Origin of the sequence: Mesorhizobium sp. CA15, from assembly GCF_020165215.1 — a bacterium.
Lineage (GTDB): Bacteria > Pseudomonadota > Alphaproteobacteria > Rhizobiales > Rhizobiaceae > Mesorhizobium.
Genome location: NZ_JAIUHQ010000001.1, coordinates 80489 through 103971 on the forward strand (window position 1 = coordinate 80489; position 23483 = coordinate 103971).

Below are 23483 nucleotides of genomic sequence, written 5' to 3' on the forward strand. Positions count from 1 at the left end.
GACAGCGCAGCCGCGCGGACGGAACCGTCCGCCGCCTTGTCGTTCCATGACAATTTATCCGACGGCAGGTTGCGCCTTGCCGCCATTGATGTTTGCGGCCACAAGGCCGCGTGAAAGAAGATTATTTTGACCAACGAAAACACAGCGGAACTGAACGGTTTCGCGGCACTTGGGATTTCCGGCGCGCTGCTCAAGGCGACCCATGCCGCCGGCTTCACCGATCCGAAGCCGATCCAGATGCAGGCGATCCCGCCGCAGCTCGAGGGGCGCGATATTTTCGGTATCGCCCAGACCGGCTCGGGCAAGACGGCGGCCTTCGCGCTGCCGATTCTCTCGAAGATCATCGGCCTCGGCACCAAGCGCCGGCCGAAGACGACGCGGGCGCTCATCCTGGCGCCGACGCGCGAGCTAGCCGTGCAGATCGAGGACACCATCAAGATCCTCGCCAAGGGTGCGCATGTCTCGACCGCGCTGGTGCTTGGCGGCGTCTCGCGCTTCAGCCAGGTGAAGAAGGTTGCGCCCGGCGTCGACATTCTGATCGCCACGCCCGGCCGCCTGACCGACCTGGTGCGTGAGGGCGACCTCATCCTTGCCGACACCAAATGGCTGGTGCTCGACGAGGGCGACCGCATGCTCGACATGGGCTTCATCAACGACGTCAAGCGTATCGCCAAGGCGACTGCGCCGGACCGCCAGACCGCACTGTTCTCGGCCACCATGCCCGATGAAATCGCGGAGCTTGCCAAAGGCTTGCTGAAGAACCCCGTCCGTATCGAAGTCTCGCCGCAAAGCACCGCCGCGGTCGAGATCGTGCAGAGCTTGGTGCTCGCCCGCACCAAGCAGAAGCGCCAGGTGCTGTCAAAGATGCTGGCCGACGAGGCGATGCGTTCGGTGATCGTGTTCTCGCGCACCAAGCATGGTGCCGACCGCGTCACCAAGGACCTTGCCCGTGACGGTTTCGAGGCGGCCGTGATCCACGGCAACAAGTCGCAGAACGCGCGCCAGAAGGCGCTCAACGATTTCCGCGACGGCTCGGTTCGCATCCTGGTCGCGACCGATATCGCGGCGCGCGGCATCGACGTGCCCGGCATCAGCCATGTCGTGAATTTCGACTTGCCCGACGAAGCGGAGAGCTATGTCCATCGTATCGGCCGCACCGGCCGCAACGGCAGGGACGGTATTGCGATCACGCTGTGCGATCCTTCGGAAAACGCCAAGCTGCGGCAGGTCGAGCGCATCATCCGCATGAAGCTGCCGGTCGTCGCCGACCATCTCGGCAGCCCGGATCCGCAGCGCGACCCCAGGGAAAAGACCGACCGTCATTTCGAACCGGCCAATGACCGCGAGCATCACGGCGCCCGTCGCGATGGCCGCCGCCCGGGCAACGGTGGCGACAACAAGCGTTTCGGCGGCAAGCCTCATGGCGAGCGCGCTCCGAAGCCGCAGGGCGAACGCCTGGCCGCGGCCAAGCCGAATGGCTCGAGCAAGCCCGACGGCTTCAAGCGCTTCAAGGGCAACAACAAGCGCCGCTTTGGCGGCAAGCGTCCGGCGAACCGGGCCGCCTGAGCCTAGAGCCGGATGATTTCAGGTCGAGTCGAGCTGAAATCTGAATCCGGCTCTAAATCAAAGACATAGAGCATGATGTCGTCCGAAAACCGCTCCACACTTTTCGGCATCATGCTCTAGCAGAACCACGCGAACAGGAACGGCCGGAGCGATGCTTCGGCCCGTTTTCCATTTCACTGGCCTGATTTCACTGGCCTGATTGCTGCTGCATCAACGCCTTCACCCACACCACGATACGCTGGGTGAGGAAGGCTGTGGTCTGCGGCGACAGCACATCGCCGGCGATGACGTGATTGTCCGGATCGCCGGTGTCGTCGACCGGCACCAGCTCATGCGGCGCACCCCAGCGCCCAGCTATCTCGCGCGTCCGGTCGGGCCGCACCACCTTGTCGGAATCCGAGAAGATGAACAGGGCAGGGATTTTCGCCTTCTCGACCGGCGCCTCATAGGCGAGATTGGTGAGCGCCGCCATCGGCAGCACCGACCTCATGGGATATTTGGTGGTCCAGAATTTCTCGTGCAGCGCGTTGCGGGCAGGGAAACTGCGCTCCTTGCCACCGACAAGCTCGGCGATCTGCCGGCCCCAGGGCAGTGTGAGAACCTCGGCGCCGGAGGCCTTGACGCCGAAATTCGGCGATATGAATGCGATAGCAGCGACACCGTCCGATGCATCCGGCCGGGTTGCAGCCCATGCCGCCAGCGAGCCGCCGGTCGAGGTCCCGATGACGATCACCTTGTCACCGATGGCACGGCCGATGGCCAAAGCTTCCTCATAGTCGTTGATCCAGGCATTGACGCTGCCTTGCGCCATGGCCCCGCCGTCCTGGCCGTGGCCGGTCAGGCGCGTGTAGAAGAGGTTGGCCTCCAATTCATTCGCAATGTCGTCCGGCAAGGGGCGGACCTCGCCCTTCGAGGCGGAAAAGCCATGGATATAGACGATGGCCAAGGGCGTCTTGGCATGGACCATCGGGTTCGCCCAGATGATCTCCTTGTCGAGGCCGTCGCGGATGTTGGGCACGGCAGCCTCTTCGCGCGCCAGATAGGCCTGTGGATCGTCGCCGATCGTCGACGGATTGAACCGGATTGTGGTGTCGACCGGCACGCGTGGACCGAGGAAGAAAACGGCTATCAGGACGACTGCAAGGCCAAGCACCGCCAGCACGATCCGCCGCCCCATTAAAGTCTCCAAGCAATGATTCTCAACCTATGGCCGTACCCGCCGGCAGGCAATCGCCGTTTCGCCGGTTTATGCCGCGTTGTCGCGGGATGGGTTCTTGTCGCCAGGCAGCCTGCGATCGAAATGCAATGGCCGTCCCCACCAGTGGGTGGTGAGCCCGATGACGAAGCGGCCGATCGGCCGCGGCAGCAGGCCGAGCACCTTCAACGGCAAGCTTATGTGGTACGGGAAGGTGACTTCGAAGCCGCCCTTCCGGATGCCGCGAGCCATGCGGCGCGACGCGCGATGCACAGGCATGAGGCCCGGCATCGGCAGCCTGTTCTTTTCCGTCAGCGGCGTGTCGACGAAGCCCGGGTTGATGACCTGGATGCGGATATTCATCTTGTCGAAATCGTATTTCAGCGACTCCGCCAGGATGTTGATCGCGGCCTTGGTGCCGCCATAGGCCGCCGTGGTCGGCCAGCCCGAATAAGCGGTGACCGATCCCACCAGAACGATATGGCCGCGTCCGCGCACGCGCATATGCTCGACGACAGGCACCACGCCGTTGACGATGCCGAAATAGTTCACGGCGAAGGAGCGGTGGAAATCGCGCACAACCAGATTCTCGCCGGGGGTGGCGATGTAGTTGCCGGCGTTGAAGACAGCAAGCACGATGGGCCCCATCTGCTCCTCGATTGCGGCGGCCGTACGCGCCATGCCCTGCTCGTCGGTGACGTCGCAGGGAAAGGATTTCACATGTCCGGACATTTGCGCCGTTTCGACGACCAGCGTGTCGGCCGGATCTTCGGGCAGAGAGGTCACCGCGACGGCATAGCCTTGATTGGCAAGATCCTTGGCCAACGCGCGGCCAAGCCCGCTGCTGCCGCCCGTGATCCAAGCGACACCATCCTTCGGATTGGCCCGGTAGAGTGTCATGCGATGTCCTGCGAATGTTCGGGCTTGCTGTAGCGGCGAAGAAATCGAATGAAAAGAGCGCTTTTGCGCTTGGCGTTGAAATGATCGCAAGCATTGCAGCGTCCAGAATGCGACTGGACCAGACAAAATCTTACCTTGAAACCGGGGCGTCCGGTTTTTAGGGTCTCGCCGCACACATAAAGGAATCCCGCATGCCCCGTTCTGTGATCGAAGCGATCGGCAACACGCCCCTGATCCGGCTCAACAAGGCTTCGGAAGCGACCGGCTGTGAGATCCTCGGCAAGGCCGAGTTCATGAATCCGGGGCAGTCGGTGAAGGATCGGGCCGGCCTGTTCATCATCCGCGATGCCGAGCAGCGCGGCCTGCTCAAGCCCGGGGGGCTGATCGTCGAAGGTACTGCCGGCAACACCGGCATCGGGTTGACGTTGGTCGCCAAGGCGCTTGGCTACCGCACCGTCATCGTCATCCCCGACACGCAGAGCCAGGAAAAGAAGGACACGATCAAGATCCTGGGCGCGGAGCTGATCGAAGTGCCGGCGGTGCCCTACAAAAACGCCAACAATTACATAAAACTGTCCGGCCGCCTTGCCGAGCAACTGGCGCGCTCGGAGCCGAACGGCGCGATCTGGGCCAACCAGTTCGACAATGTCGCCAACCGCGACGGCCATGTCCGTACGACTGCCCAGGAGATATGGGCCCAGACCGGCGGCAAGATCGATGGCTTCGTCTCGGCCGTCGGCTCCGGCGGCACGCTTGCGGGTGTCGCGCTCGGGCTCAAGGCCAAGAGCAAGGACGTCAAGATCGCGCTCGCCGACCCGCTGGGTGCCGCCCTCTACAGTTTCTACACCAGCGGCGAGCTGAAATCCGATGGCAGCTCGATCACCGAAGGTATCGGCCAGGGCCGCATCACCGCCAATCTGGAAGACTTCACGCCGGATTTCTCCTACCAGATCCCGGACGAGGAAGCGTTGCCCATCATTTTCGACCTGATCCAGGAAGAGGGGCTCTGCGTCGGCGGCTCGACGGGCATCAACATCGCCGGCGCCGTCCGGCTGGCGCGCGAGCTCGGACCCGGCCACACCATCGTGACGATCCTGGCCGACTACGGCACGCGTTACCAGGCCAAGCTCTTCAATCCGGAGTTCCTGCGCGGCAAGAATCTTCCGGTGCCGGGCTGGATGGAAGAAAAAGCCGATATTTCAGTGCCGTTCGAAAAGGTGGCATGATGGCGTACAAAACCGAGGCGCAGTTTCGCGACGACGCCTATCAGAAGACGGCGGAGGCCGAGGTCGTCGCGATCAACGATCGTGGCGGCATCCTTCTCGATCGGACAGTCTTTTATGCAACGTCCGGTGGGCAGCCGGGCGACACCGGGATATTTGAACGCGCCGATGGCGGCCGCATCGCGATCGCCGCCACCATCACCGGCGAGACTAAGGACGAGATCGTCCATGTGCCGGCGCCGGAGCAGGCGCTGCCCGCGGTCGGCGAAAAGCTGAAACTCCTGATCGACTGGGAGCGGCGGCATCTCCTGATGCGCATGCACTCCGCCTGTCACCTGCTGACTGTCGTTTGCCCTTTCCCAATCACCGGGGCAGCGGTCGCAGAGGACGACAGCCGCGTCGACTTCGACATTCCCGACGCCGGCTTCACCAAGGGGGATGTGACGGCGAGGCTGATGGAGCTGGTGCGCGCCGACCATCCGATCTTCACCCGGCTGATCACCGACGAGGAGCTCGCCGCCAATCCCGGCCTGGTCAAATCGAAGAACGTCCGCCCACCGGTCGGCACCGGCAAGATCCGCCTGGTCTGCATCGGCGACGACGGCTCGATCGACAGCCAGCCATGCGGCGGAACGCATGTGAGGTCGACCGGCGAGGTTGGCGAGATTCATATCGGCAAAATCGAGAAGAAAGGCCGCGAGAACCGGCGCTTCCGCATCCGATTCGGACCGATGCCGGCGAACTGACGTTAAAGCTGGGCGGGGCAGGAGAATAAAATGGCGCAGGACAGTCCCTTCATCGTCGACGCCGATTGGCTGGAAAAGCGACTTGGCGAGCCGGGTCTCACCATCATCGACGCCTCCTGGTACCTGCCGGCGCAAAAGCGCGACGCCCGCGCCGAATACGATGCCGCCCACATTCCCGGAGCGCGCTTCCTCGACCAGGACGCAGTTTCCGATCCGGATTCGAAACTGCCGCACACATTGGCATCGCCGCAGCACTTCGCCCAATATGTCGGCGCCATGGGCGTTTCGGCTGACGACACCATCGTCGTCTATGACGGGCCCGGCCTGTTCTCGGCACCGCGCGCCTGGTGGATGTTCCGCGTCATGGGCGTGTTCCAGGTCTACATCCTGAACGGCGGCATCGATCGCTGGAAGGCCGAGGGGCGACCTGTGACGGCCGAGCCGACAAAAATCGCGCCGAGTGTCTTTTATGCCGATTTCGATGCCGGACGTGTTGTCGGCCTCGACGAGATGCGCAGGATCGTCGGCAGCCATGAGAGCCAGATCGCCGACGCGCGCTCGGCCGGCCGCTTTGCCGGAACCGATCCGGAGCCGCGTCCGGGCGTCCGTTCGGGCCATATGCCGGGTGCGCGTAATGTTCCGGTCACGGCGCTTGCCGAGAATGGCGAGCTGCTGCCGAAGGATCGCCTGCGCAAGGTGATCGAGGATGCCGGCATCGACCTCTCGAAGCCCGTTGTCACGTCCTGCGGCTCGGGCATCACGGCGGCGGCGATCACGCTGGCGCTGGAGACGCTCGGCCATACCGACAACCGGCTTTACGATGGATCCTGGACTGAGTGGGGCGGTTTCAGCGACACACCAGTGGTGACGGGGAAAGAATGATGGAAAACGGCGCGCTGCAGGATATCGAAGTCACGGTCACATTCCTGGAGATGCACGCGGCTCCGGCGGTTTCGCCGCCGATCCCTTACAATCGCCAGATCGCGCTGCTGAAGACGAAAGATATCCCGCTTCATTTCTACCGCTATTTGATGGATCGCGTCGGTCGCAAATGGCATTGGGTCAATGTGCTGAGGCTCAGCGACGAGGAGCTCGCCGCCGGCTTGCACCGCGAGGACCGCGACATCCGCGTGCTCTATCTCGACGGCGCTCCCGCCGGTTTCTTCGACCTGAAGCCGCATCTGCCTGACGAGGTGGAGCTCGCCTATTTCGGCATGATGGAGCATGCGCATGGTCAAGGCATCGGTCGCTGGTTCCTCGGCGCCGCCATCTCGGCGGCCTGGGCATATGGGCCAAGGCGCGTCACCGTGCAGACCTGCACGCTCGACCATCCCGCGGCTCTTCCGCTTTATCAGAAGCTGGGCTTCACGCCGGTGGCGCAGAAGAGAGAGGTCGTGCATCCGCTGAGCTTCGCCGAGCGCTCGGCCAGCGTCATGCGAGACTAGAGCAATTCCAGGACTAGTGAGAAACGGTTCCGCCAGTCAGGAATCGGGTGGGAGGCACTATCGCCAAGGCATAGCTTCCGGAGATCGACACCGGAGATCTGCCATGAGCATCCAGTTCAAAGCCTTGCCGACCGAAGCCGTGCGCGCCTTGCAGCGGGGAGGGCCCGATGCCTACGGCCGCACCCCGGAGCACCGCATCTCCGACGGCGACGGCGTGCCTTGCAGACATTGCCTCAGGAACGTCGCCGAGGGTGACGGCTATCTGATCGTTGCCTACCGCCCGTTTCCGGAACTGCAGCCCTATGCCGAAACCGGCCCAATCTTCCTGCATGCGGAGGAATGCGAGCGCGCAGCCGAAGGGGATGCGCTGCCGGAGATGCTCGAAAGCAGCGACTATATCGTCAGGGGTTACGGCAGGGACGATCGCATCGTTTATGGCAGCGGCGCCGTCACGCCGACCAGCGAGATTGCCGCCCGCGCGCGGACGCTGTTTGGGCGCGACGACATCGCCTACATCCATGTCCGCTCGGCCCGCAACAATTGCTATCAATGCCGCATCGAGCGGGCATGACCAAAAAAGAAGCCCGCCGATGGTCGGGCGGGCCGTTGGAGGGTCTGACAGAAGCTGTCGGGCCAGTGCCGTCCGGGCCGGACTTGCCCGACCCGGCAAGCAGCTCAGACCGCCAGTAACGGTCCGTCTCTAGGCAGCTTTCTCGTCGAGCGAATGTGAAGCATTTCACACAAGGCCGCATAATGGCGGAAGAACGAAAAGAAGCGCATTTTCAAGACCGTCGTATTCTCGTCGTACTACTGCGCTAAAACGCAGCGGTTGCGATGTGTCGACCGCGGATGGACCGGCGGCAGATCGCGACAGTCGAGGAAGCGGGGCTTTTTTGCTCCGCTTTTTTTGTTGACCGGATTTTTCGACGGAAGCGCAGTTTCCGCGCCAGAAAAAAGCCCGCCGGAATGACCCGGCGGGCGACTGAAGGAAATCGTTGCGAATGATCAGGCGGCAAGGACCGCCTTCGGTTCGACCATTTCGTAGCCGAGCGCCTCAGCGACGGCGCGGTTGGTGATCTTGCCCTTATGAACATTGAGGCCGTTGCGCAAATGGTGGTCGTCGACCAGCGCCTTGAGGCCCTTGTCGGCGAGCTGTAGGCCATAGTGCAGCGTCGCGTTGTTGAGCGCGTGCGCCGAAGTGACCGGCACGGCGCCGGGCATGTTTGCGACGCAATAGTGGATCACGCCGTCGACCTCATAGGTCGGATCGGCGTGCGTCGTGGCATGTGAGGTCTCGAAGCAACCGCCCTGGTCGATCGCGACGTCGACCAGCACCGAGCCCTTCTTCATGCCGGAAAGCATTTCGCGGGTGACGAGCTTGGGCGCGGCGGCGCCCGGGATCAGCACGGCGCCGATGACGACGTCGGCCGAGAAGCATTCTTCCTCCAGCGCTTCGACGGTCGAGTAGCGTGTGTGGACGCGACCGCCAAAAATGTCGTCGAGCTGGCGCAGGCGCGGGATCGAACGGTCGATAATGGTGACGTCGGCGCCGAGGCCGACAGCCATCTTGGCCGCATGCAGGCCGACGACGCCGCCGCCGAGCACGGTGACCTTGCCGGGCAGCACGCCGGGCACACCGCCGAGCAGCACGCCGCGGCCGCCATTGGCCTTCTGCAGCGCGGTCGCGCCGGCCTGGATCGACAGGCGGCCGGCGACTTCCGACATCGGCGCGAGCAGCGGCAGGCCGCCGCGGTCGTCGGTCACGGTCTCATAGGCGATCGCGGTGACGCCCGAGCCAAGAAGACCCTTGGTCTGCTCCGGATCCGGAGCCAGATGGAGATAGGTGTAGAGGATTTGGCCGTCGCGCAGCTGGACCCATTCGTTTGGCTGCGGCTCCTTGACCTTGACGATCATGTCGGACTTGGCGAACACGTCGGCGGCCGTCTTGGCGATCGTGGCGCCGGCGGCGCGATAGGCGTTGTCGTCGGCGCCGATGCCGGCGCCAGCACCGGTCTCGACCAGCACTTCATGGCCATGCGCGACATATTCGCGGACAGAGCCCGGCGTCAGGCCGACGCGATATTCATGGTTCTTGATTTCCTTGGGGCAGCCGACACGCATCTTTCTTCTCCCTGTCCGCGCCCTTCAGGGGGCGCTCTCACTGTCGCTCGTGCATGTCACCGGGTCGAAAATGCGGAGGGTGGACACGCAGTAACCGCAGTCAACCACGAAACGTTCCGTATGTGTTTGCGAATGCACTTGCGGTAATGGTCGCTCTTCGATAATCGTTGCGCAAAATGACTTGAAATTCGCAGGAACCACGAAAAATGCGGCTCGACAGGATTGATATCGCCATTCTGGAGACTTTGCAGAAGGATGGCCGGATCCCCAATGCGGCGCTCGCGGAGAAGGTCGGCCTTTCCCAATCGGCCTGTTCGCGCCGGCTCGACAATCTGGAGAAGTCCGGAACCATCCGGGGGTATCACGCGCGGCTGTCCAATTCCGCGCTCGGCCACCAGATGACGGCGATCGTGCACATATCGCTGTCGGGGCAATTCGAAAAGACGCTGTCGGATTTCGAGGCGGCGATCAAGCGCTGCCCGAACGTGCTCTCCTGCCATCTGATGTCGGGCGAATACGACTACATCCTGCGCATTGCGGCGAAGGATCTCGTCGACTATGAGCGCATCCACAAGGAATGGCTGTCAGCCATGCCGCACGTCACCAAGATCAACTCGTCCTTCGCGCTGCGCGAGATCGTCGATCGCACGGCGGTCGGGCTGCGGCCTGAGATGGCTTAAACCGCTGCGGCTTCGGTCACCACAGTAGTCATTGGGATATCGTGCGGCTGCGGGTAGATGGTCGGGATGCGCTGCAATTCGTAGCCGACGCCGATCACCAGCGGCCTGAACGGCATTGCGGCAAGTGTGCGATCGTAAAAGCCGCCGCCATAACCCAGCCGATAGTTGCCCGGATCGATGCCGACGATCGGCGAGATCACGATGTCGGGCAGCACCGGGTCGCCCTCGGCCGGGATCGGAATGTTCCACACGCCCTTTTCCAGCCGGTCGCCCTGTTTGTAGGCGCGAAACACCAGCGGCTGTCCCTTCTCGATGACGACGGGCAGCGCGGTGCGCCCACCGCGCTCGTTGATCGAGGTCATCCAGCCACGCAGATCCGGCTCGCCGCGAAACGGCCAGTAGAGGCTGACCATCCGGCCGGCTATGTCGCCGATCAACGCGTCGAGGCCTTCCGCGATGCGTGCCGACATCGCGGCGCGCGCATCGGCTGAAACGGCGAGGCGCCCGGTGATGAGCCGCTCACGCTCGGCCTTGCGCCATCGCCGAACATCCGTCCAGTCGGAGAGCGGCTCCCGGTATTCCGGGTTGAGTTCGTGCATAAAACAGGGCGGTGAGGCGTATTGGGCCGGGCCTTCGTCGTCGTGTTTGTCAGCCATGCTTGGCTCCTGTCGTTTTGTTTCACGCTATACTCGCACCTGTGCGACCGCATGTGCATTCACGACGCCGCACGACGACTCCCGGGCATGACCGTTGCCATCCGCAATATTGTTGCAGTGCACAAAAATACTTACATCATCGGCAGGATTGCACTTTGGCGAGGTGGAATGAAATGAGCGAAACCGAGCATAAAGTCGTTGTCGTCGGCGCCGGCTTCGGCGGCCTCGAACTCACGCGCGCGCTGGCGGGAGCTCCGGTGCGCATCACCATGATCGACAAGCGCAACCACCATCTCTTCCAACCGCTGCTTTACCAGGTGGCGACGACGTCGCTGGCGACCTCGGAAGTCGCCTGGCCGATCCGCCATCTTCTGCGCAGGCGCAAGGACGTGACGACGCTTCTCGGCAATGTCACCGGCGTCGACCGCGCCGGCAAGCGCGTGCTGCTGGAGGACGGCGGCTCGATCCCCTATGACACGCTGGTGCTCGCCACCGGCGCGCGCCACGCCTATTTCGGCCATGACGAATGGGAGCCGTTCGCGCCGGGTCTGAAGACGCTTGAGGATGCCACGACGATCCGGCGCCGTATCCTGCTCGCTTTCGAGCAGGCCGAGCGCGAAACCGATCCGGCCAAGCGCCAGGCACTGCTGACTCTGGCCATCGTCGGCGGCGGGCCGACCGGTGTCGAGCTCGCCGGTACCATTGTCGAGCTCGCGCATGACACGTTGCGCGGCGAGTTCCGCAACATCGATCCAAGCCAGGCGCGCGTCGTGCTGATCGAAGCCGGCGACCGGATCCTGGCCAATTTCGCGCCGCAGCTTTCCGACTATGCCCGCAAGGCGCTGGAACGGCTGGGCGTCACCATCGAGCTCGGGCGTCCGGTCACGCACCTCGATGCCGAAGGTGTCGTCTTCGGCGACACGCGCTTGCCGGCAAGGACGATCATCTGGGCGGCTGGCGTTGCCGCTTCGCCGGCGGCCGAATGGCTGGGAGCGCCGGCCGACCGGGCGGGCAGGGTAATCGTCGAGCCGGACCTCACCGTGCCGGGCAGTCCCGACATTTTCGTCATCGGCGACACCGCGCATGTGCTGCGGCCGGATGGGAAGCCGGTGCCGGGTGTGGCGCCCTCTGCCAAGCAGGAGGGCAAGCATGTTGCCGCGACGATCAAGGCGCGGCTCGCCGGCGACACGGCGATGCGTCCTTTCCAATACCGTCATGACGGCGATCTGGCGACGATCGGCAAGCGCGCCGCGGCAATCGATTTCGGCTGGATCAAGCTCACCGGCTGGCTCGCCTGGTGGCTCTGGGGCATAGCGCACATCTATTTCCTGATCGACTTCCGCAACCGTCTGGCGGTCTCGCTTAGCTGGCTATGGATATACTTTACGGGCCAGCGCAGCGCGCGCCTGATCACACAGGGCGACGACGACAAAAGCTGATTCCCAGGCCGCCGCCTGCGGGCAGGGGAGATGCTTGATGGCCGATCGCGGTTTCATTCCGTCGCCTCAAGAGCGTGGCTTCGCGCTCTGCGGCCGGCCCCTCTTGCGCAGGCTCCGCTGGCCGAAAGCGCCCGGGCAAAAAGCGGTGAACTGGAACGGCTGCCGTTGCTCCCCCTCTGGTTCCCCACTTCCACATGCGATAGTTTTAGACATGCGTTATGTGATCGTCATCGCCGCCATCGCCTTCTTTCTGATCTGGGATGGCCTCTACAACCATGGCCATTACCTCGATGTGACCGTGCGGGAAACGTCGCGCATCGTGCGCCTCGTTACGGGGTGAGGCCTTGACGTTTGCGCTCTGCGGGCGCGACATCGTTGCCGGTTGACGCCCGGGCCTCGCTCCCACAAAAACGCCGCTGAATCGAAGATCAGGGAGGCTGGCTTGATCCGGCACATCGTTTTCTTCAGCGTGCGGCGCAAGGAAGATGTCGAGGCTGTGCGCTCGGGCCTGCTGGCGCTCGGCAAGATTCCGCACTCGAAGCATTTCGAGGTGACGCTCAACACCAAGGTCGATCAGTTCTCCAATGCGATCGATGTCGTCGTCTATGCCGAGTTCGAGGACGAGGCGGCGCTTGCCGCTTACAAGGCGCATCCGATCTATGCGGATACGACCAGCAAAGTGAAGCCGCTGCGCGAACTGCGCTATTCTGCGGATGTAGTGGCCGCTGCCTGAGCGGCAAAGCCGCGGCCGACCGTTCGGTGCACTTGAACCGCCGGCCGGAATGAGGCACACCGCGCCGGCATGACCAGAGACTCCACCCATCCGCTCGACCATCTCGTGCTGCCGACGCGGAGCCTCGATGCCGCGCGGTCGCGTCTGGCCTCGCTCGGCTTCGTCGTCGCCCCCACGGGCATCCACCCGTTCGGCACTGAGAATGCCTGCGTCTTTTTCGCCGACGGCACCTATCTCGAGCCGCTGGCGGTGGGAAATGAACAGGCGGCAAGACAAGCGATTGCGGCCGGCAATGTTTTCATTACGCGCGACCGCCTTTATCGCGAGCGGCTGGGCGAGGAAGGTTTTTCCGCCGTCGTGCTTGGAACCGGCAATGCCGATGCCGACCATATGCGTTTTGTCGAAGCCGGTCTGTCAGCCGGCGATACGCTGCGTTTCTCGCGCGCGTTCACAGATGCGAACGGAAAGAGCGACACGGCATCCTTCAAGTTGGCCTTTGCGGTCGGCAAGGGAGCGACGGACGCCTTCCTCTTCGCCTGCGAGCGCGTGAACCCGCCGAAGATCGATCGCACGGCGCTGCAGGCCCATGCCAATGGCGTGACCGGCATCGTCGAGGTAATCGCCGTGAGCGATGTGCCTTCCGCACAGATCGCATTGATCTCGATCGCCGCCGGGTCAGAGGCAGACGGCGACATGGTGCGGTTGCCGAATGCAATCTTGAGCGTGGTCACGCCCGAGAGCTACGCGCAGCGTTTCGGCCTGACGGCCGAAGCCTCACCGCATTTACGGTTTGAGGCGGTTGTTTTCTCGATCCGCGACAAAGCTACAGCGGCGCACGCGCTTGCGGCCGGGGCCATCGATCACGACATGAGCGGCACTGACATCGTCGTTCCACCGGCGCGCGGGCAGGGCGCCGCCTTCATCTTCCGGGAGATCCCATGAGCAAGCCCTTGGCGCCCAATTCATCGGTAACCGTCGGCAAGGTCGTCTTCGCCAACAATGCGCCGCTGTCGCTAATCGCCGGCCCGTGCCAGCTTGAATCGCGCCAGCACGCTTTCGACATGGCCGGCGGGCTGAAGGAACTGACGGAACGTCTGGGAATCGGCCTCGTCTACAAGACCAGCTACGACAAGGCCAACCGCACCTCGCTGTCGGCGACCCGCGGCGCGGGACTCGATGCGGCGATGCCGATCTTCGACGATCTGCGCAAGGAGTTTGGCCTTCCTGTGCTGACTGACGTCCACAACGAGGAGCAATGCGCGATCGTAGCACCCCATGTCGATGTCCTGCAGATCCCCGCCTTCCTGTCGCGCCAGACTGACATGCTTGTCGCCGCCGCCAGGACCGGCAAGGTCATCAACGTGAAAAAGGGGCAGTTCCTCGCGCCGTGGGACATGAAGAATGTCGTCGCCAAGATCACCGGCTCCGGCAACCCGAATGTGCTCACCACCGAGCGCGGCGTCTCGTTCGGCTACAACACGCTGGTCTCGGACATGCGCGCTCTGCCGGTCATGGCCGAGATCGGCGCCCCGGTGATCTTCGACGCCACCCATTCCGTGCAGCAGCCGGGCGGACAGGGCGGCTCCTCCGGCGGCGAACGGCGCTTTGTCGCGACGCTCGCGCGCGCGGCCGTTGCCGTCGGTGTCGCCGGCGTCTTCATCGAAACCCATCAGGACCCGGACAACTCGACGTCTTCGGATGGCCCCAACATGGTGCCTCTCAAGGATATGCCGGCGTTGCTGGAAAAGCTGATGGCTTTTGACCGCATTGCCAAGGGCCACTGATTGCAGCGGCGGACCTCGATCCTGCGCCGGCTTGTGGTGAGCGGGGGCTGCCTCACCGACAGCTGAGCAAATCGTCGGGAACCTTAGCGCGCTCCTCTCATTGTCGGTGCAGGCATTCAACGAGAGGAGCACCATCATGACCACTCCGTCCGGGCATACCGAAGCCATTGCCGCCTCGCGCGTCATCGGCACGTCGGTCTATAACACCGAAGGTAAGAGCATCGGCAGCATCGAGGACGTGATGCTCGACAAGATGTCGAATGGCATCATGTTCGCCGTGATCGGCTTCGGCGGCTTTCTCGGCATGGGCGAGAAATACCACGCCGTTCCGTGGGCGACGCTCGACTATGACGAGGACAGAGGCGGCTACGTTGTGCCGTTCACCAAGGAACAGCTTCAGGCGGCGCCCGCCTATTCGATCGACGAGCTGACCGGCGCCGACGGCGAAGCCGCCCGCGATGCTTCATTTCAGTATTACCATGTGAAGCCCTATTGGCATTGATCGGCAAGCTGGGAATCGAAAGGCCCCCGACCCAAAGCCGGGGGCCTTTGACGTTTAGCTACTCCGCCGCGTTGAGAGTCGATAGCTCCACCGAGCTCTGCTGGGGTTTCTGATCGTCGCATGACGTCAGGAACGCTGCCGCGATCAGGAACAAACTCACGATACCGCTCAACTGGGACATGGCGAAACTCCTCCTGTTTCGCCCCGCGCGAACGCGACCATAGATGAGATGGTCACACAGCGCGCATGACTTATGATGACAGAAAATTGCGCTTCGTGAATCACGCCGCGGCAATAAATGCGGGGCCCGCCGATTGCCTTTTGCTCTGCTTTGGCTAAGAGGGGCGCGACGCTTCAATCGATCAATCGGGGACATCGCAAATGACCGCCATCATCGACATTGTCGGGCGTGAAATCCTGGACAGCCGTGGCAATCCGACCGTCGAGGTCGACGTGGTGCTGGAGGACGGCTCCATGGGCCGCGCCGCTGTGCCGTCGGGCGCATCGACTGGCGCGCATGAGGCGGTCGAAGTCCGGGACGGCGGGCCGCGCTATCTCGGCAAGGGCGTGCAGCGCGCCGTCGAAGCGGTGAACGGCGAGCTGTTCGAGGCGATCGGCGGCATGGAAGCCGAGAACCAGATCCATATCGACCAGACGATGATCGAGCTCGACGGCACGCCGAACAAGAGCCGCCTCGGCGCCAACGCCATCCTGGGCGTATCGCTGGCGGTCGCCAAGGCCGCGGCGGAAGCCGCGGGCCTGCCGCTCTACCGCTATGTCGGCGGCACCAAGGCGCACATCCTGCCGGTGCCGATGATGAACATCATCAACGGCGGCGCGCATGCCGACAACCCGATCGATTTTCAGGAATTCATGATCCTGCCTATCGGCGCGCCGACCCTGCGCGACGGCGTGCGCTGGGGCTCGGAGATTTTCCACACGCTCAGGAAGAAGCTGAAGGATGCCGGCCACAACACCAATGTCGGCGACGAGGGCGGCTTCGCTCCCAACCTGAAGAGCGCGCCTTCGGCGCTCGATTTCATCATGGAATCGATCGAGAAGGCAGGCTTCAGGCCCGGCGAGGACGTGGCCCTAGGTCTCGATTGCGCGGCGACCGAGTTCTTCAAGGACGGCAATTATGTCTATGAGGGCGAGAAGAAGACCCGCGATCCGAAGGCGCAGGCCAAGTACCTTGCCAAGCTCGCTGCCGATTATCCGATCATCACCATCGAGGACGGCCTTGCCGAGGACGATTGGGAAGGCTGGAAGATCCTGACCGACCTGATCGGCAAGAAGACCCAGCTCGTCGGCGACGACCTCTTCGTCACCAACACGGCGCGGCTGCGCGACGGTATCCGCATGGGCGTCGCCAATTCGATCCTGGTCAAGGTCAACCAGATCGGCTCGCTGACCGAGACGCTCGACGCCGTCGAGACCGCGCACAAGGCCGGCTACACCGCCGTCATGTCGCATCGCTCGGGCGAGACCGAGGATTCGACCATCGCCGACCTCGCCGTCGCCACCAATTGCGGGCAGATCAAGACCGGCTCGCTGTCGCGTTCGGACCGCATGGCCAAATACAACCAGCTCATCCGCATCGAGGAAGAGCTCGGCAAGCAAGCGCGTTACGCCGGCAAGTCGGTGGTCAAGGGCTGATCCGGCCTGTTCGGACAGTCTGGAAAGGGCGGGTCATTCCCGCCCTTTTTCGTTTCCGGCGATCCTGCAACAGGTCGTCCGTAACCGTCCATTAAGCACAATCGGGCGAAATACGACTCATGGCTGCTTGCGTTCGCGGCCGCGAGGGTTCGGGTCATGTGGACACGTCAGCACAAGCAGAGAAACACCGGCAGGCTGATCATCCCCTCGCTTTGCGTGCTCTTCCTGGCCTATTTCGGCTTCCATGCCTATCACGGCGAATTCGGCATCTATTCCAAATATCGGCTGCAGGCCCGTGCGGTTGAATTGCAGGCCCAGCTTGACGCCGTGAAGGCGCGCCGGATCGACTTCGAGCGCCGTGTCCAGCTGATGCATGAGGGCACGCTGGAGAAGGATATGCTTGACGAGCAGGCCCGAAAGGCGCTCAATCTGTCCCATCCGGACGAAATCACCATTATGCTGCCCGCCTCGACGAAATAACCGAATTTCGGTTAATCGGCTTTATTTTCAATGATTATAATCGCTTAGATGCATGCCAGCCATGCGTTTTTCAGCATGGCGCAATGCATCCTTGCATGTTAGCTTTCCGCAATCGGTGGGGAGACGATCGATCTCCCTGAATGTCCGCGAAGAGACGCCAACAGGGAGTGACGCATGGCCACCGCCGCCAAAAAAGCGCCCGCAAAATCCAGATCCGACAAACAGCCCAATCTGTCAGCGCCCAAACCGGCGGATTTCACCAAGGAAGAAGAGCTTTCCGCCTACCGGCATATGCTTTTGATCCGCCGCTTCGAGGAGAAGGCCGGCCAGCTCTACGGCATGGGCTTCATCGGCGGCTTCTGCCACCTCTATATCGGCCAGGAGGCCGTCGTCACCGGCATGAAGATGGCGCTGGTCGAAGGCGACCAGATGATCACCGCCTATCGCGACCATGGCCACATGCTGGCGATGGAGCTGTCGCCGCGCGGCGTCATGGCCGAGCTCACCGGCCGCCGTGGTGGCCTGTCGAAGGGCAAGGGCGGCTCGATGCACATGTTCTCCAAGGAGAAGCATTTCTATGGCGGCCACGGCATTGTCGGCGCGCAGGTGTCGCTCGGCACTGGTCTCGCCTTCGCCAACCGCTACCGCGACAACAAGAATGTCTCGCTGACCTATTTCGGCGATGGCGCCGCCAACCAGGGCCAGGTCTATGAAAGCTTCAACATGGCCTCGCTGTGGAAGCTGCCGGTGATCTACATCATCGAGAACAACCGCTACGCCATGGGCACGTCCGTGTCGCGCTCGTCGGCCGAGACCGACTTCTCGCATCGCGGCGCTTCCTTCAAGATTCCCGGCATCCAGGTCGATGGCATGGACGTCCGCGCCGTGAAGTCGGCGGCCGATCTCGCGACCGAATGGTGCCGTGCCGGCAACGGTCCGCTCATCCTCGAGATGCAGACCTACCGCTATCGAGGCCATTCGATGTCCGACCCGGCAAAATACCGCTCCAAGGAGGAAGTGCAGAAGATGCGCTCCGAGCATGACCCGATCGAGCAGGTCCGGGTGCGGCTGCTCGACAAGAAGTGGGCAAGCGAGGACGAGCTCAAGGCCATCGACAAGGAAGTCCGCGACGTCGTCGCCGACGCCGCCGAATTCGCCCAGAACGACGCCGAGCCGGATCCGTCCGAGCTCTGGACCGACATCGTACTCTAAGGAGAGGGCAAGGACATGCCGATCGAAATTCTCATGCCCGCGCTGTCGCCGACGATGGAAGAGGGCAATCTTTCCAAATGGCTGAAGAACGAAGGCGACAAGGTCGTCGCCGGTGATGTGATCGCCGAGATCGAGACCGACAAGGCGACGATGGAGGTCGAAGCTGTCGACGAAGGCACGCTGGCCAAGATCGTGGTTCCCGCCGGCAGTGAAGGCGTCAAGGTCAACGCGGTCATCGCCGTGCTTGCCGTCGACGGCGAGGACGTCGACAAGGCCGGCGAAGGCATCGGCGAGGAAGAGCCCGCCAAGGCTGAAAAAGCCGCGCCGACCCCGGCGCAAGCTTCGGCCAAAAGCGAGGCGTCCGCCGCTGTCGCCGCCGCGCCGAAGGCGGAGATCGCCGCCGATCCGGATATTCCAGCCGGCACCGAGATGGTTTCCACCACGGTGCGCGAAGCGCTCCGTGACGCCATGGCCGAGGAGATGCGCCGCGACGGCGATGTCTTCGTCATGGGCGAGGAGGTCGCCGAGTACCAGGGCGCCTACAAGATCACGCAGGGCCTGCTGCAGGAATTCGGGCCGAGGCGCGTCGTCGACACGCCGATCACCGAGCATGGCTTTGCCGGTGTCGGCGTCGGCGCCGCGATGGCGGGGCTGAAGCCGATCGTCGAGTTCATGACCTTCAACTTCGCCATGCAGGCGATCGACCAGATCATCAACTCGGCCGCCAAAACGCTCTATATGTCCGGCGGCCAGATGGGCGCGCCGATCGTGTTCCGTGGTCCCAACGGTGCGGCGGCCCGCGTCGCCGCCCAGCACTCGCAATGCTATGCCGCCTGGTACAGCCATATCCCCGGCCTGAAGGTGGTGATGCCCTATACGGCTGCCGACGCCAAGGGCCTCCTCAAAGCCGCGATCCGCGATCCGAACCCGGTCATCTTTCTGGAGAACGAGATCCTCTACGGCCATTCCTTCGACGTGCCGAAGCTCGACGACTTCGTGCTGCCGATCGGCAAGGCGCGTGTCCACAAGCAGGGCAAGGACGTCACCCTCGTCTCCTTCGGCATCGGCATGACCTATGCGCTCAAGGCGGAAGCCGAGTTGCGCGGCATGGGCATCGACGCCGAGATCATCGATCTCAGAACCGTCCGGCCGCTCGACTTCGACACGATCATCGCCTCGGTGAAGAAGACCAACCGTCTCGTGGTGGTGGAAGAAGGTTTTCCGCAGAACTCGGTCGGCGATCACATCGCCAACCAGGTTTCGCAGCGCGCCTTCGATTTCCTCGATGCGCCGGTCATCACCGTTGCCGGCAAGGACGTGCCCATGCCTTATGCGGCGAACCTCGAGAAGCTGGCGCTGCCCAACGTCGGCGAAGTCGTCGAGGCCGTCAAAGCCGTCACTTATCGCTGAGCCGGTCGGGAGGACATCATGCCAATCAACATCACCATGCCGGCGCTCTCCCCGACCATGGAAGAGGGCAATCTGTCAAAATGGTTGGTCAAGGAAGGCGATAAGGTTTCGCCGGGTGACGTGATCGCCGAGATCGAGACCGACAAGGCGACGATGGAGGTCGAAGCCGTCGATGAAGGCACAGTCGCCAAGCTGGTGGTTCCGGCCGGCACCGAAGGCGTCAAGGTCAACGCGCTGATCGCCATCCTGGCCGGTGAAGGCGAGGATGCCGCGGCCGCTGCCAAGAGCGGCGGCGGCGCCGCGCCCAAGGCCGAAGCGCCGAAAGCGGATGCCCCGAAGGCCGAGCCGCCCAAGGAAGCGCCCAAGCCGGCAGCAGCCGCAGCGGCGTCCCCGCCGGCGAAGGCCGAGCCTGCTCCCGTCGCCAACGGTCACGCCGCCGGCGATCGGGTCTTTGCATCACCGCTGGCCCGCCGCATCGCCAAGGATGCCGGCGTCGACGTGACGGCGCTGACCGGTTCCGGTCCGCATGGCCGCGTGGTGAAGGTCGATGTCGAGGCGGCGATCGCTTCCGGTGGCGCTCCGGCTGCGAAGGCGCCCGCCGGCGCCCCGTCCGCTCCGGCGCCCGCGCCCAAACCGATGTCGGACGACCAGGTGCTGAAGCTGTTCGCCGAAGGCTCCTACGAGCTCGTGCCGCATGACAATATGCGCAAGACCATCGCGCGTCGCCTGGTCGAGGCGAAGTCCACCATCCCGCATTTCTATTTGACGCTGGACTGCGAGCTCGACGCGCTGCTTGCGCTGCGCACGCAGCTCAATGCCGCAGCCCCGATGAAGAAGACCGAGAAGGGCGAGGTTCCGGCCTACAAGCTCTCGGTCAACGACATGGTCATCAAGGCCATGGCCATGGCGCTGATGGCGGTGCCGGATGCCAACGCCTCCTGGACCGACAGCGCCATGGTCAAGCACAAGCACGCCGATGTCGGCGTCGCCGTGTCGATCCCCGGCGGCCTGATCACGCCGATCATCCGCCATGCGGACGAAAAGACGCTGTCGGTCATCTCCAACGAGATGAAGGACCTGGCAAGCCGCGCCAGGAGCCGCAAGCTGAAGCCGGAAGAATATCAGGGCGGCACGACGGCGGTGTCCAATCTCGGCATGTTCGGCGTCAAGGACTTTGCCGCCGTCATCAACCCGCCGCATGCGACGATCCTGGCGGTCGGCGCCGGCGAGGAGCGGGCGGTGGTCAAGAAGGGCGAGATCAGAATAGCCACGGTGATGTCGGTGACCTTGTCGACCGATCACCGCGCCGTCGACGGCGCGCTCGGCGCCGAACTGCTCGGCGCCTTCAAGCGCTTGATCGAAAACCCGATGGGCATGTTGGTGTAAGAAGGGAAAAGGCGGTGCGGAAATTCTTCACCAGCCTTTTCACCCTGAATATTTTCAATCCCGACGGCGAGCTCTTCGCACGCCGGCGCGGCAGGCGCTCGCAGCCAGCTTTCGGCAAGGGTGGGGCAATCTCATGAAGACAATTCTCTGTTATGGCGACTCGCTGACCTGGGGCTATGACGCCGCCAATCTCGGCCGCCATGCGCTCGAGGACCGCTGGCCTAGTGTGCTTGGGGCTGAACTCGGCAACGATGTCGAAGTCATCGCCGAAGGCCTCAACGGCCGCACCACCGCCTTCGACGACCATCTGGCCGGCGCCGATCGCAATGGCGCCCGCATTCTGCCGACGATCCTGACCAGCCATGCGCCGCTCGATCTCGTTATCGTCATGCTCGGCTCCAACGACATGAAGCCTTGGATTCACGGCAATCCGGTCGCAGCCAAGCAAGGCGTGCAGCGGCTGATCGATATCGTGCGCGGCCATGACTATCCGTTCGATTGGCCGGCGCCGCAGATCCTCATTGTCGCGCCGCCTGTCGTGACACGCACCGACAATGCCGAGTTCAAGGAAATGTTCGCCGGCGGTGACGACGCGTCCAAGCGACTTGCGGCCCAATATTCGGCGCTGGCCGACGAGGCCGGCTGCGGTTTCTTCGACGCCGGCACGGTCGCAACCACCACGCCGCTCGACGGCGTCCATCTCGATGCCGAGAACACGCGAAACATCGGCAAGGCTCTGGCGCCGCTCGTGCGCGTCATGCTCTCGCTCTAACCCTCAGAAAGATCAGGGAGAAAACCCGTGGCTGAATCCTACGACGTCATCATCATCGGCTCAGGCCCGGGCGGCTATGTCACGGCGGTGCGTTCCGCCCAGCTCGGCTTCAAGACGGCGATCGTCGAGCGCGAGCATCTTGGCGGCATCTGCCTGAATTGGGGCTGCATTCCGACCAAGGCGCTGCTGCGCTCGGCCGAGATCATGCATTATTCGGATCATCTGAAGGATTACGGGCTGAAGCTTGAAGGCGGTAAAATTATCCCCGACACCGCTGCCGTGGTCGACCGCTCGCGAAAAGTCTCGCTCAGGCTGAACACGGGCGTCGGCTTCCTGATGAAGAAGAACAAGGTCGACGTCATCTGGGGCGAGGCGAAGCTTTCCAAAGCCCCAGCCGGTGACAAACCGGGCGAGGTCGTCGTTTCGAAGACGGCGAAGAAGGCGATGGAGCCGCAGCCGCCGGTGCCGAAAGGCGTTAAGGGCGAGGGCACCTACACGGCCAAGCACATCATCCTGGCGACGGGCGCCAGGCCGCGCGCGCTGCCCGGCATCGAGCCGGACGGCAAGCTGATCTGGACCTATTTCGAGGCCATGGTGCCGAAGGACATGCCGAAATCGCTGCTGGTGATGGGCTCGGGCGCCATCGGCATCGAATTCGCCTCCTTCTACCGCACCATGGGCGCCGACGTGACGGTGGTCGAGCTGCTGCCGGCGGTGATGCCGGTCGAGGACGCCGAAGTCTCGAAATTCGCCCAAAAACAGTTCGAGAAGCAGGGCATGAAGATACTCCTCGAGGCCAAGGTGACCAAGGTTGAAAAGGGCGCCAATTCGGTCACCGCGCATGTCGAGATGAAGGACGGCAAGGTCGAGAAGATCACCGCCGACCGCATGATCTCGGCCGTCGGCGTGCAGGGCAACATCGAGAATCTCGGCCTTGAAGCGCTTGGCGTGAAGACGGATCGCGGCTGCGTGGTCGTCGACGGCTACGGCAAGACCAATGTGCCCGGCATCTACGCGATCGGCGACGTCGCCGGCCCGCCCATGCTCGCCCACAAGGCCGAGCATGAGGGCGTCGTCTGCGTCGAGAAGATAGCCAATTTCCCGGGCGTCCACCCCATCGACAAGCTGAAGATCCCCGGCTGCACCTATTGCAGCCCGCAGGTCGCGTCCGTCGGCCTGACCGAAGCGAAGGCAAAGGCGGACGGCAAGGACATCCGCGTCGGCCGCTTCCCGTTCAGCGCCAACGGCAAGGCCATCGCGCTCGGCGAGGATCAGGGCTTCGTCAAGACCATCTTTGACAAGAAGACCGGCCAGCTTCTCGGCGCGCATATGGTCGGCGCCGAGGTGACCGAGCTCATCCAGGGCTTTGTCGTGGCGATGAACCTGGAGACGACCGAGGAAGAGCTGATGCATACGATCTTCCCGCATCCGACACTGTCGGAGATGATGAAGGAGAGCGTGCTCGATGCCTATGGCCGCGTCTTGAACGCCTGATGGGTCACCAATCGGTGATAAGTCACCAATCGGTGATCGATGGCCAATCCGTGCTAACGTGGTCGGGTGAGACTCACACGCGG

The 23483-nt window shown here is 63.3% G+C and carries 25 protein-coding genes; 20 read left to right on the forward strand and 5 right to left on the reverse strand.

What is annotated here, in order from left to right; all coding sequences use genetic code 11:
• The first annotated feature begins 126 nt into the window (after positions 1 to 126).
• Complete coding sequence (locus LB515_RS00465) at positions 127 to 1566, forward strand: DEAD/DEAH box helicase (protein ID WP_224706426.1); 1440 nt, start codon at positions 127 to 129, stop codon at positions 1564 to 1566.
• A 187-nt stretch (positions 1567 to 1753) separates the two neighbouring features.
• Here the strand turns inward: LB515_RS00465 and LB515_RS00470 are convergent, their stop codons facing one another.
• Complete coding sequence (locus LB515_RS00470; protein ID WP_140843436.1) at positions 1754 to 2743, reverse strand: alpha/beta hydrolase; 990 nt, start codon at positions 2741 to 2743, stop codon at positions 1754 to 1756.
• A gap of 69 nt (positions 2744 to 2812) precedes the next feature.
• Positions 2813 to 3661, reverse strand: a complete 849-nt coding sequence (locus LB515_RS00475; protein WP_224706427.1) for an SDR family NAD(P)-dependent oxidoreductase — start codon at positions 3659 to 3661, stop codon at positions 2813 to 2815.
• A gap of 191 nt (positions 3662 to 3852) precedes the next feature.
• Between LB515_RS00475 and LB515_RS00480 the strand changes: the two genes are divergently transcribed.
• The 5 genes from LB515_RS00480 to LB515_RS00500 all read left to right on the forward strand — a co-directional run bounded on the left by LB515_RS00480 (position 3853) and on the right by LB515_RS00500 (position 7646).
• Entirely contained in the window at positions 3853 to 4887 is a 1035-nt protein-coding gene (locus tag LB515_RS00480) for a cysteine synthase A (RefSeq protein WP_224610718.1), read from the forward strand.
• A complete protein-coding gene (locus LB515_RS00485; protein WP_224706428.1) occupies positions 4887 to 5630 on the forward strand; it encodes an alanyl-tRNA editing protein in 744 nt (247 codons plus the stop codon). Before LB515_RS00480 ends, LB515_RS00485 begins: the two co-directional genes overlap by 1 nt.
• Positions 5631 to 5660: 30 nt before the next feature.
• Entirely contained in the window at positions 5661 to 6512 is an 852-nt protein-coding gene (gene sseA, locus LB515_RS00490; protein ID WP_224706429.1) for a 3-mercaptopyruvate sulfurtransferase, read from the forward strand.
• Positions 6512 to 7075, forward strand: coding sequence for a GNAT family N-acetyltransferase (locus LB515_RS00495; RefSeq protein WP_140843426.1), 564 nt, complete (start codon positions 6512 to 6514; stop codon positions 7073 to 7075). The genes sseA and LB515_RS00495 overlap by 1 nt, the downstream gene beginning before the upstream one ends.
• A gap of 103 nt (positions 7076 to 7178) precedes the next feature.
• On the forward strand, positions 7179 to 7646 hold the full coding sequence (locus LB515_RS00500) for a DUF1203 domain-containing protein (RefSeq protein WP_140843424.1): 468 nt from the start codon (positions 7179 to 7181) through the stop codon (positions 7644 to 7646).
• 434 nt (positions 7647 to 8080) lie between these two features.
• On the opposite strand, the gene ald is transcribed toward LB515_RS00500, so the two are convergent.
• On the reverse strand, positions 8081 to 9196 hold the full coding sequence (ald, locus tag LB515_RS00505; RefSeq protein WP_140636540.1) for an alanine dehydrogenase: 1116 nt from the start codon (positions 9194 to 9196) through the stop codon (positions 8081 to 8083).
• Positions 9197 to 9402: 206 nt separating this feature from the next.
• Here ald and LB515_RS00510 point away from each other — a divergent pair, with 206 nt between their 5' ends.
• Complete coding sequence (locus LB515_RS00510; protein ID WP_040982960.1) at positions 9403 to 9876, forward strand: Lrp/AsnC family transcriptional regulator; 474 nt, start codon at positions 9403 to 9405, stop codon at positions 9874 to 9876.
• Here LB515_RS00510 and LB515_RS00515 read toward each other — a convergent pair.
• Entirely contained in the window at positions 9873 to 10532 is a 660-nt protein-coding gene (locus LB515_RS00515) for a 5-formyltetrahydrofolate cyclo-ligase (protein ID WP_224706430.1), read from the reverse strand. The genes LB515_RS00510 and LB515_RS00515 overlap by 4 nt on opposite strands.
• A 173-nt stretch (positions 10533 to 10705) precedes the next feature.
• Between LB515_RS00515 and LB515_RS00520 the strand changes: the two genes are divergently transcribed.
• The 6 genes from LB515_RS00520 to LB515_RS00540 all read left to right on the forward strand — a co-directional run bounded on the left by LB515_RS00520 (position 10706) and on the right by LB515_RS00540 (position 14990).
• Positions 10706 to 11971 carry an NAD(P)/FAD-dependent oxidoreductase gene (locus LB515_RS00520; RefSeq protein WP_224706431.1) on the forward strand — a complete coding sequence of 422 codons (1266 nt, stop codon included), beginning with the start codon at positions 10706 to 10708 and terminating at the stop codon, positions 11969 to 11971.
• Positions 11972 to 12182: 211 nt separating this feature from the next.
• Positions 12183 to 12311, forward strand: coding sequence for a hypothetical protein (locus LB515_RS28070; protein ID WP_263490148.1), 129 nt, complete (start codon positions 12183 to 12185; stop codon positions 12309 to 12311).
• Between the two features lie 102 nt (positions 12312 to 12413).
• Positions 12414 to 12704, forward strand: coding sequence for a Dabb family protein (locus tag LB515_RS00525; protein ID WP_224547540.1), 291 nt, complete (start codon positions 12414 to 12416; stop codon positions 12702 to 12704).
• 69 nt (positions 12705 to 12773) lie between these two features.
• Entirely contained in the window at positions 12774 to 13646 is an 873-nt protein-coding gene (locus tag LB515_RS00530) for a VOC family protein (RefSeq protein WP_224706432.1), read from the forward strand.
• Positions 13643 to 14488 carry a 3-deoxy-8-phosphooctulonate synthase gene (gene kdsA / locus LB515_RS00535; RefSeq protein ID WP_224706433.1) on the forward strand — a complete coding sequence of 282 codons (846 nt, stop codon included), beginning with the start codon at positions 13643 to 13645 and terminating at the stop codon, positions 14486 to 14488. Before LB515_RS00530 ends, kdsA begins: the two co-directional genes overlap by 4 nt.
• Positions 14489 to 14624: 136 nt before the next feature.
• Entirely contained in the window at positions 14625 to 14990 is a 366-nt protein-coding gene (locus LB515_RS00540; RefSeq protein WP_095765629.1) for a PRC-barrel domain-containing protein, read from the forward strand.
• A gap of 58 nt (positions 14991 to 15048) precedes the next feature.
• Here the strand turns inward: LB515_RS00540 and LB515_RS28075 are convergent, their stop codons facing one another.
• Positions 15049 to 15171, reverse strand: coding sequence for a hypothetical protein (locus LB515_RS28075; protein WP_263490149.1), 123 nt, complete (start codon positions 15169 to 15171; stop codon positions 15049 to 15051).
• 200 nt (positions 15172 to 15371) lie between these two features.
• Between LB515_RS28075 and eno the strand changes: the two genes are divergently transcribed.
• The 7 genes from eno to lpdA all read left to right on the forward strand — a co-directional run bounded on the left by eno (position 15372) and on the right by lpdA (position 23400).
• Positions 15372 to 16646 (forward strand): phosphopyruvate hydratase, encoded by a 1275-nt coding sequence (gene eno / locus LB515_RS00545; protein WP_140843412.1) that lies wholly within the window; start codon positions 15372 to 15374, stop codon positions 16644 to 16646.
• A gap of 156 nt (positions 16647 to 16802) precedes the next feature.
• Positions 16803 to 17126, forward strand: a complete 324-nt coding sequence (locus LB515_RS00550; RefSeq protein ID WP_140646243.1) for an FtsB family cell division protein — start codon at positions 16803 to 16805, stop codon at positions 17124 to 17126.
• A 174-nt stretch (positions 17127 to 17300) separates the two neighbouring features.
• Complete coding sequence (gene pdhA / locus LB515_RS00555; RefSeq protein ID WP_224706434.1) at positions 17301 to 18338, forward strand: pyruvate dehydrogenase (acetyl-transferring) E1 component subunit alpha; 1038 nt, start codon at positions 17301 to 17303, stop codon at positions 18336 to 18338.
• Between the two features lie 15 nt (positions 18339 to 18353).
• On the forward strand, positions 18354 to 19748 hold the full coding sequence (locus LB515_RS00560) for a pyruvate dehydrogenase complex E1 component subunit beta (protein WP_224706435.1): 1395 nt from the start codon (positions 18354 to 18356) through the stop codon (positions 19746 to 19748).
• Between the two features lie 18 nt (positions 19749 to 19766).
• The gene (locus LB515_RS00565) at positions 19767 to 21134 is read left to right on the forward strand and encodes a pyruvate dehydrogenase complex dihydrolipoamide acetyltransferase (protein WP_224706436.1); all 1368 of its coding nucleotides are present in this window, start codon (positions 19767 to 19769) and stop codon (positions 21132 to 21134) included.
• A 133-nt stretch (positions 21135 to 21267) separates the two neighbouring features.
• Positions 21268 to 21906 carry an SGNH/GDSL hydrolase family protein gene (locus LB515_RS00570; RefSeq protein WP_224706437.1) on the forward strand — a complete coding sequence of 213 codons (639 nt, stop codon included), beginning with the start codon at positions 21268 to 21270 and terminating at the stop codon, positions 21904 to 21906.
• A gap of 27 nt (positions 21907 to 21933) precedes the next feature.
• The gene (gene lpdA, locus LB515_RS00575) at positions 21934 to 23400 is read left to right on the forward strand and encodes a dihydrolipoyl dehydrogenase (protein WP_224706438.1); all 1467 of its coding nucleotides are present in this window, start codon (positions 21934 to 21936) and stop codon (positions 23398 to 23400) included.
• Positions 23401 to 23483: the final 83 nt, after the last annotated feature.

Coding starts and splice junctions, on each gene's coding strand:
- sseA (WP_224706429.1), top strand. CDS start 5,661: ATGGCGCAGGACAGTCCCTTCATCGTCGACGCCGATTGGCTGGAAAAG.
- LB515_RS00550 (WP_140646243.1), top strand. CDS start 16,803: ATGTGGACACGTCAGCACAAGCAGAGAAACACCGGCAGGCTGATCATC.
- LB515_RS00570 (WP_224706437.1), top strand. CDS start 21,268: ATGAAGACAATTCTCTGTTATGGCGACTCGCTGACCTGGGGCTATGAC.
- kdsA (WP_224706433.1), top strand. CDS start 13,643: ATGAGCAAGCCCTTGGCGCCCAATTCATCGGTAACCGTCGGCAAGGTC.
- LB515_RS00495 (WP_140843426.1), top strand. CDS start 6,512: ATGGAAAACGGCGCGCTGCAGGATATCGAAGTCACGGTCACATTCCTG.
- LB515_RS28070 (WP_263490148.1), top strand. CDS start 12,183: ATGCGTTATGTGATCGTCATCGCCGCCATCGCCTTCTTTCTGATCTGG.
- LB515_RS00515 (WP_224706430.1), bottom strand. CDS start 10,532: ATGGCTGACAAACACGACGACGAAGGCCCGGCCCAATACGCCTCACCG.
- LB515_RS00480 (WP_224610718.1), top strand. CDS start 3,853: ATGCCCCGTTCTGTGATCGAAGCGATCGGCAACACGCCCCTGATCCGG.
- LB515_RS00565 (WP_224706436.1), top strand. CDS start 19,767: ATGCCAATCAACATCACCATGCCGGCGCTCTCCCCGACCATGGAAGAG.
- ald (WP_140636540.1), bottom strand. CDS start 9,196: ATGCGTGTCGGCTGCCCCAAGGAAATCAAGAACCATGAATATCGCGTC.
- LB515_RS00485 (WP_224706428.1), top strand. CDS start 4,887: ATGGCGTACAAAACCGAGGCGCAGTTTCGCGACGACGCCTATCAGAAG.
- LB515_RS00510 (WP_040982960.1), top strand. CDS start 9,403: ATGCGGCTCGACAGGATTGATATCGCCATTCTGGAGACTTTGCAGAAG.
- LB515_RS00500 (WP_140843424.1), top strand. CDS start 7,179: ATGAGCATCCAGTTCAAAGCCTTGCCGACCGAAGCCGTGCGCGCCTTG.
- LB515_RS00540 (WP_095765629.1), top strand. CDS start 14,625: ATGACCACTCCGTCCGGGCATACCGAAGCCATTGCCGCCTCGCGCGTC.
- LB515_RS00530 (WP_224706432.1), top strand. CDS start 12,774: ATGACCAGAGACTCCACCCATCCGCTCGACCATCTCGTGCTGCCGACG.
- eno (WP_140843412.1), top strand. CDS start 15,372: ATGACCGCCATCATCGACATTGTCGGGCGTGAAATCCTGGACAGCCGT.
- LB515_RS00475 (WP_224706427.1), bottom strand. CDS start 3,661: ATGACACTCTACCGGGCCAATCCGAAGGATGGTGTCGCTTGGATCACG.
- LB515_RS00470 (WP_140843436.1), bottom strand. CDS start 2,743: ATGGGGCGGCGGATCGTGCTGGCGGTGCTTGGCCTTGCAGTCGTCCTG.
- LB515_RS00560 (WP_224706435.1), top strand. CDS start 18,354: ATGCCGATCGAAATTCTCATGCCCGCGCTGTCGCCGACGATGGAAGAG.
- LB515_RS00520 (WP_224706431.1), top strand. CDS start 10,706: ATGAGCGAAACCGAGCATAAAGTCGTTGTCGTCGGCGCCGGCTTCGGC.
- pdhA (WP_224706434.1), top strand. CDS start 17,301: ATGGCCACCGCCGCCAAAAAAGCGCCCGCAAAATCCAGATCCGACAAA.
- LB515_RS28075 (WP_263490149.1), bottom strand. CDS start 15,171: ATGTCCCAGTTGAGCGGTATCGTGAGTTTGTTCCTGATCGCGGCAGCG.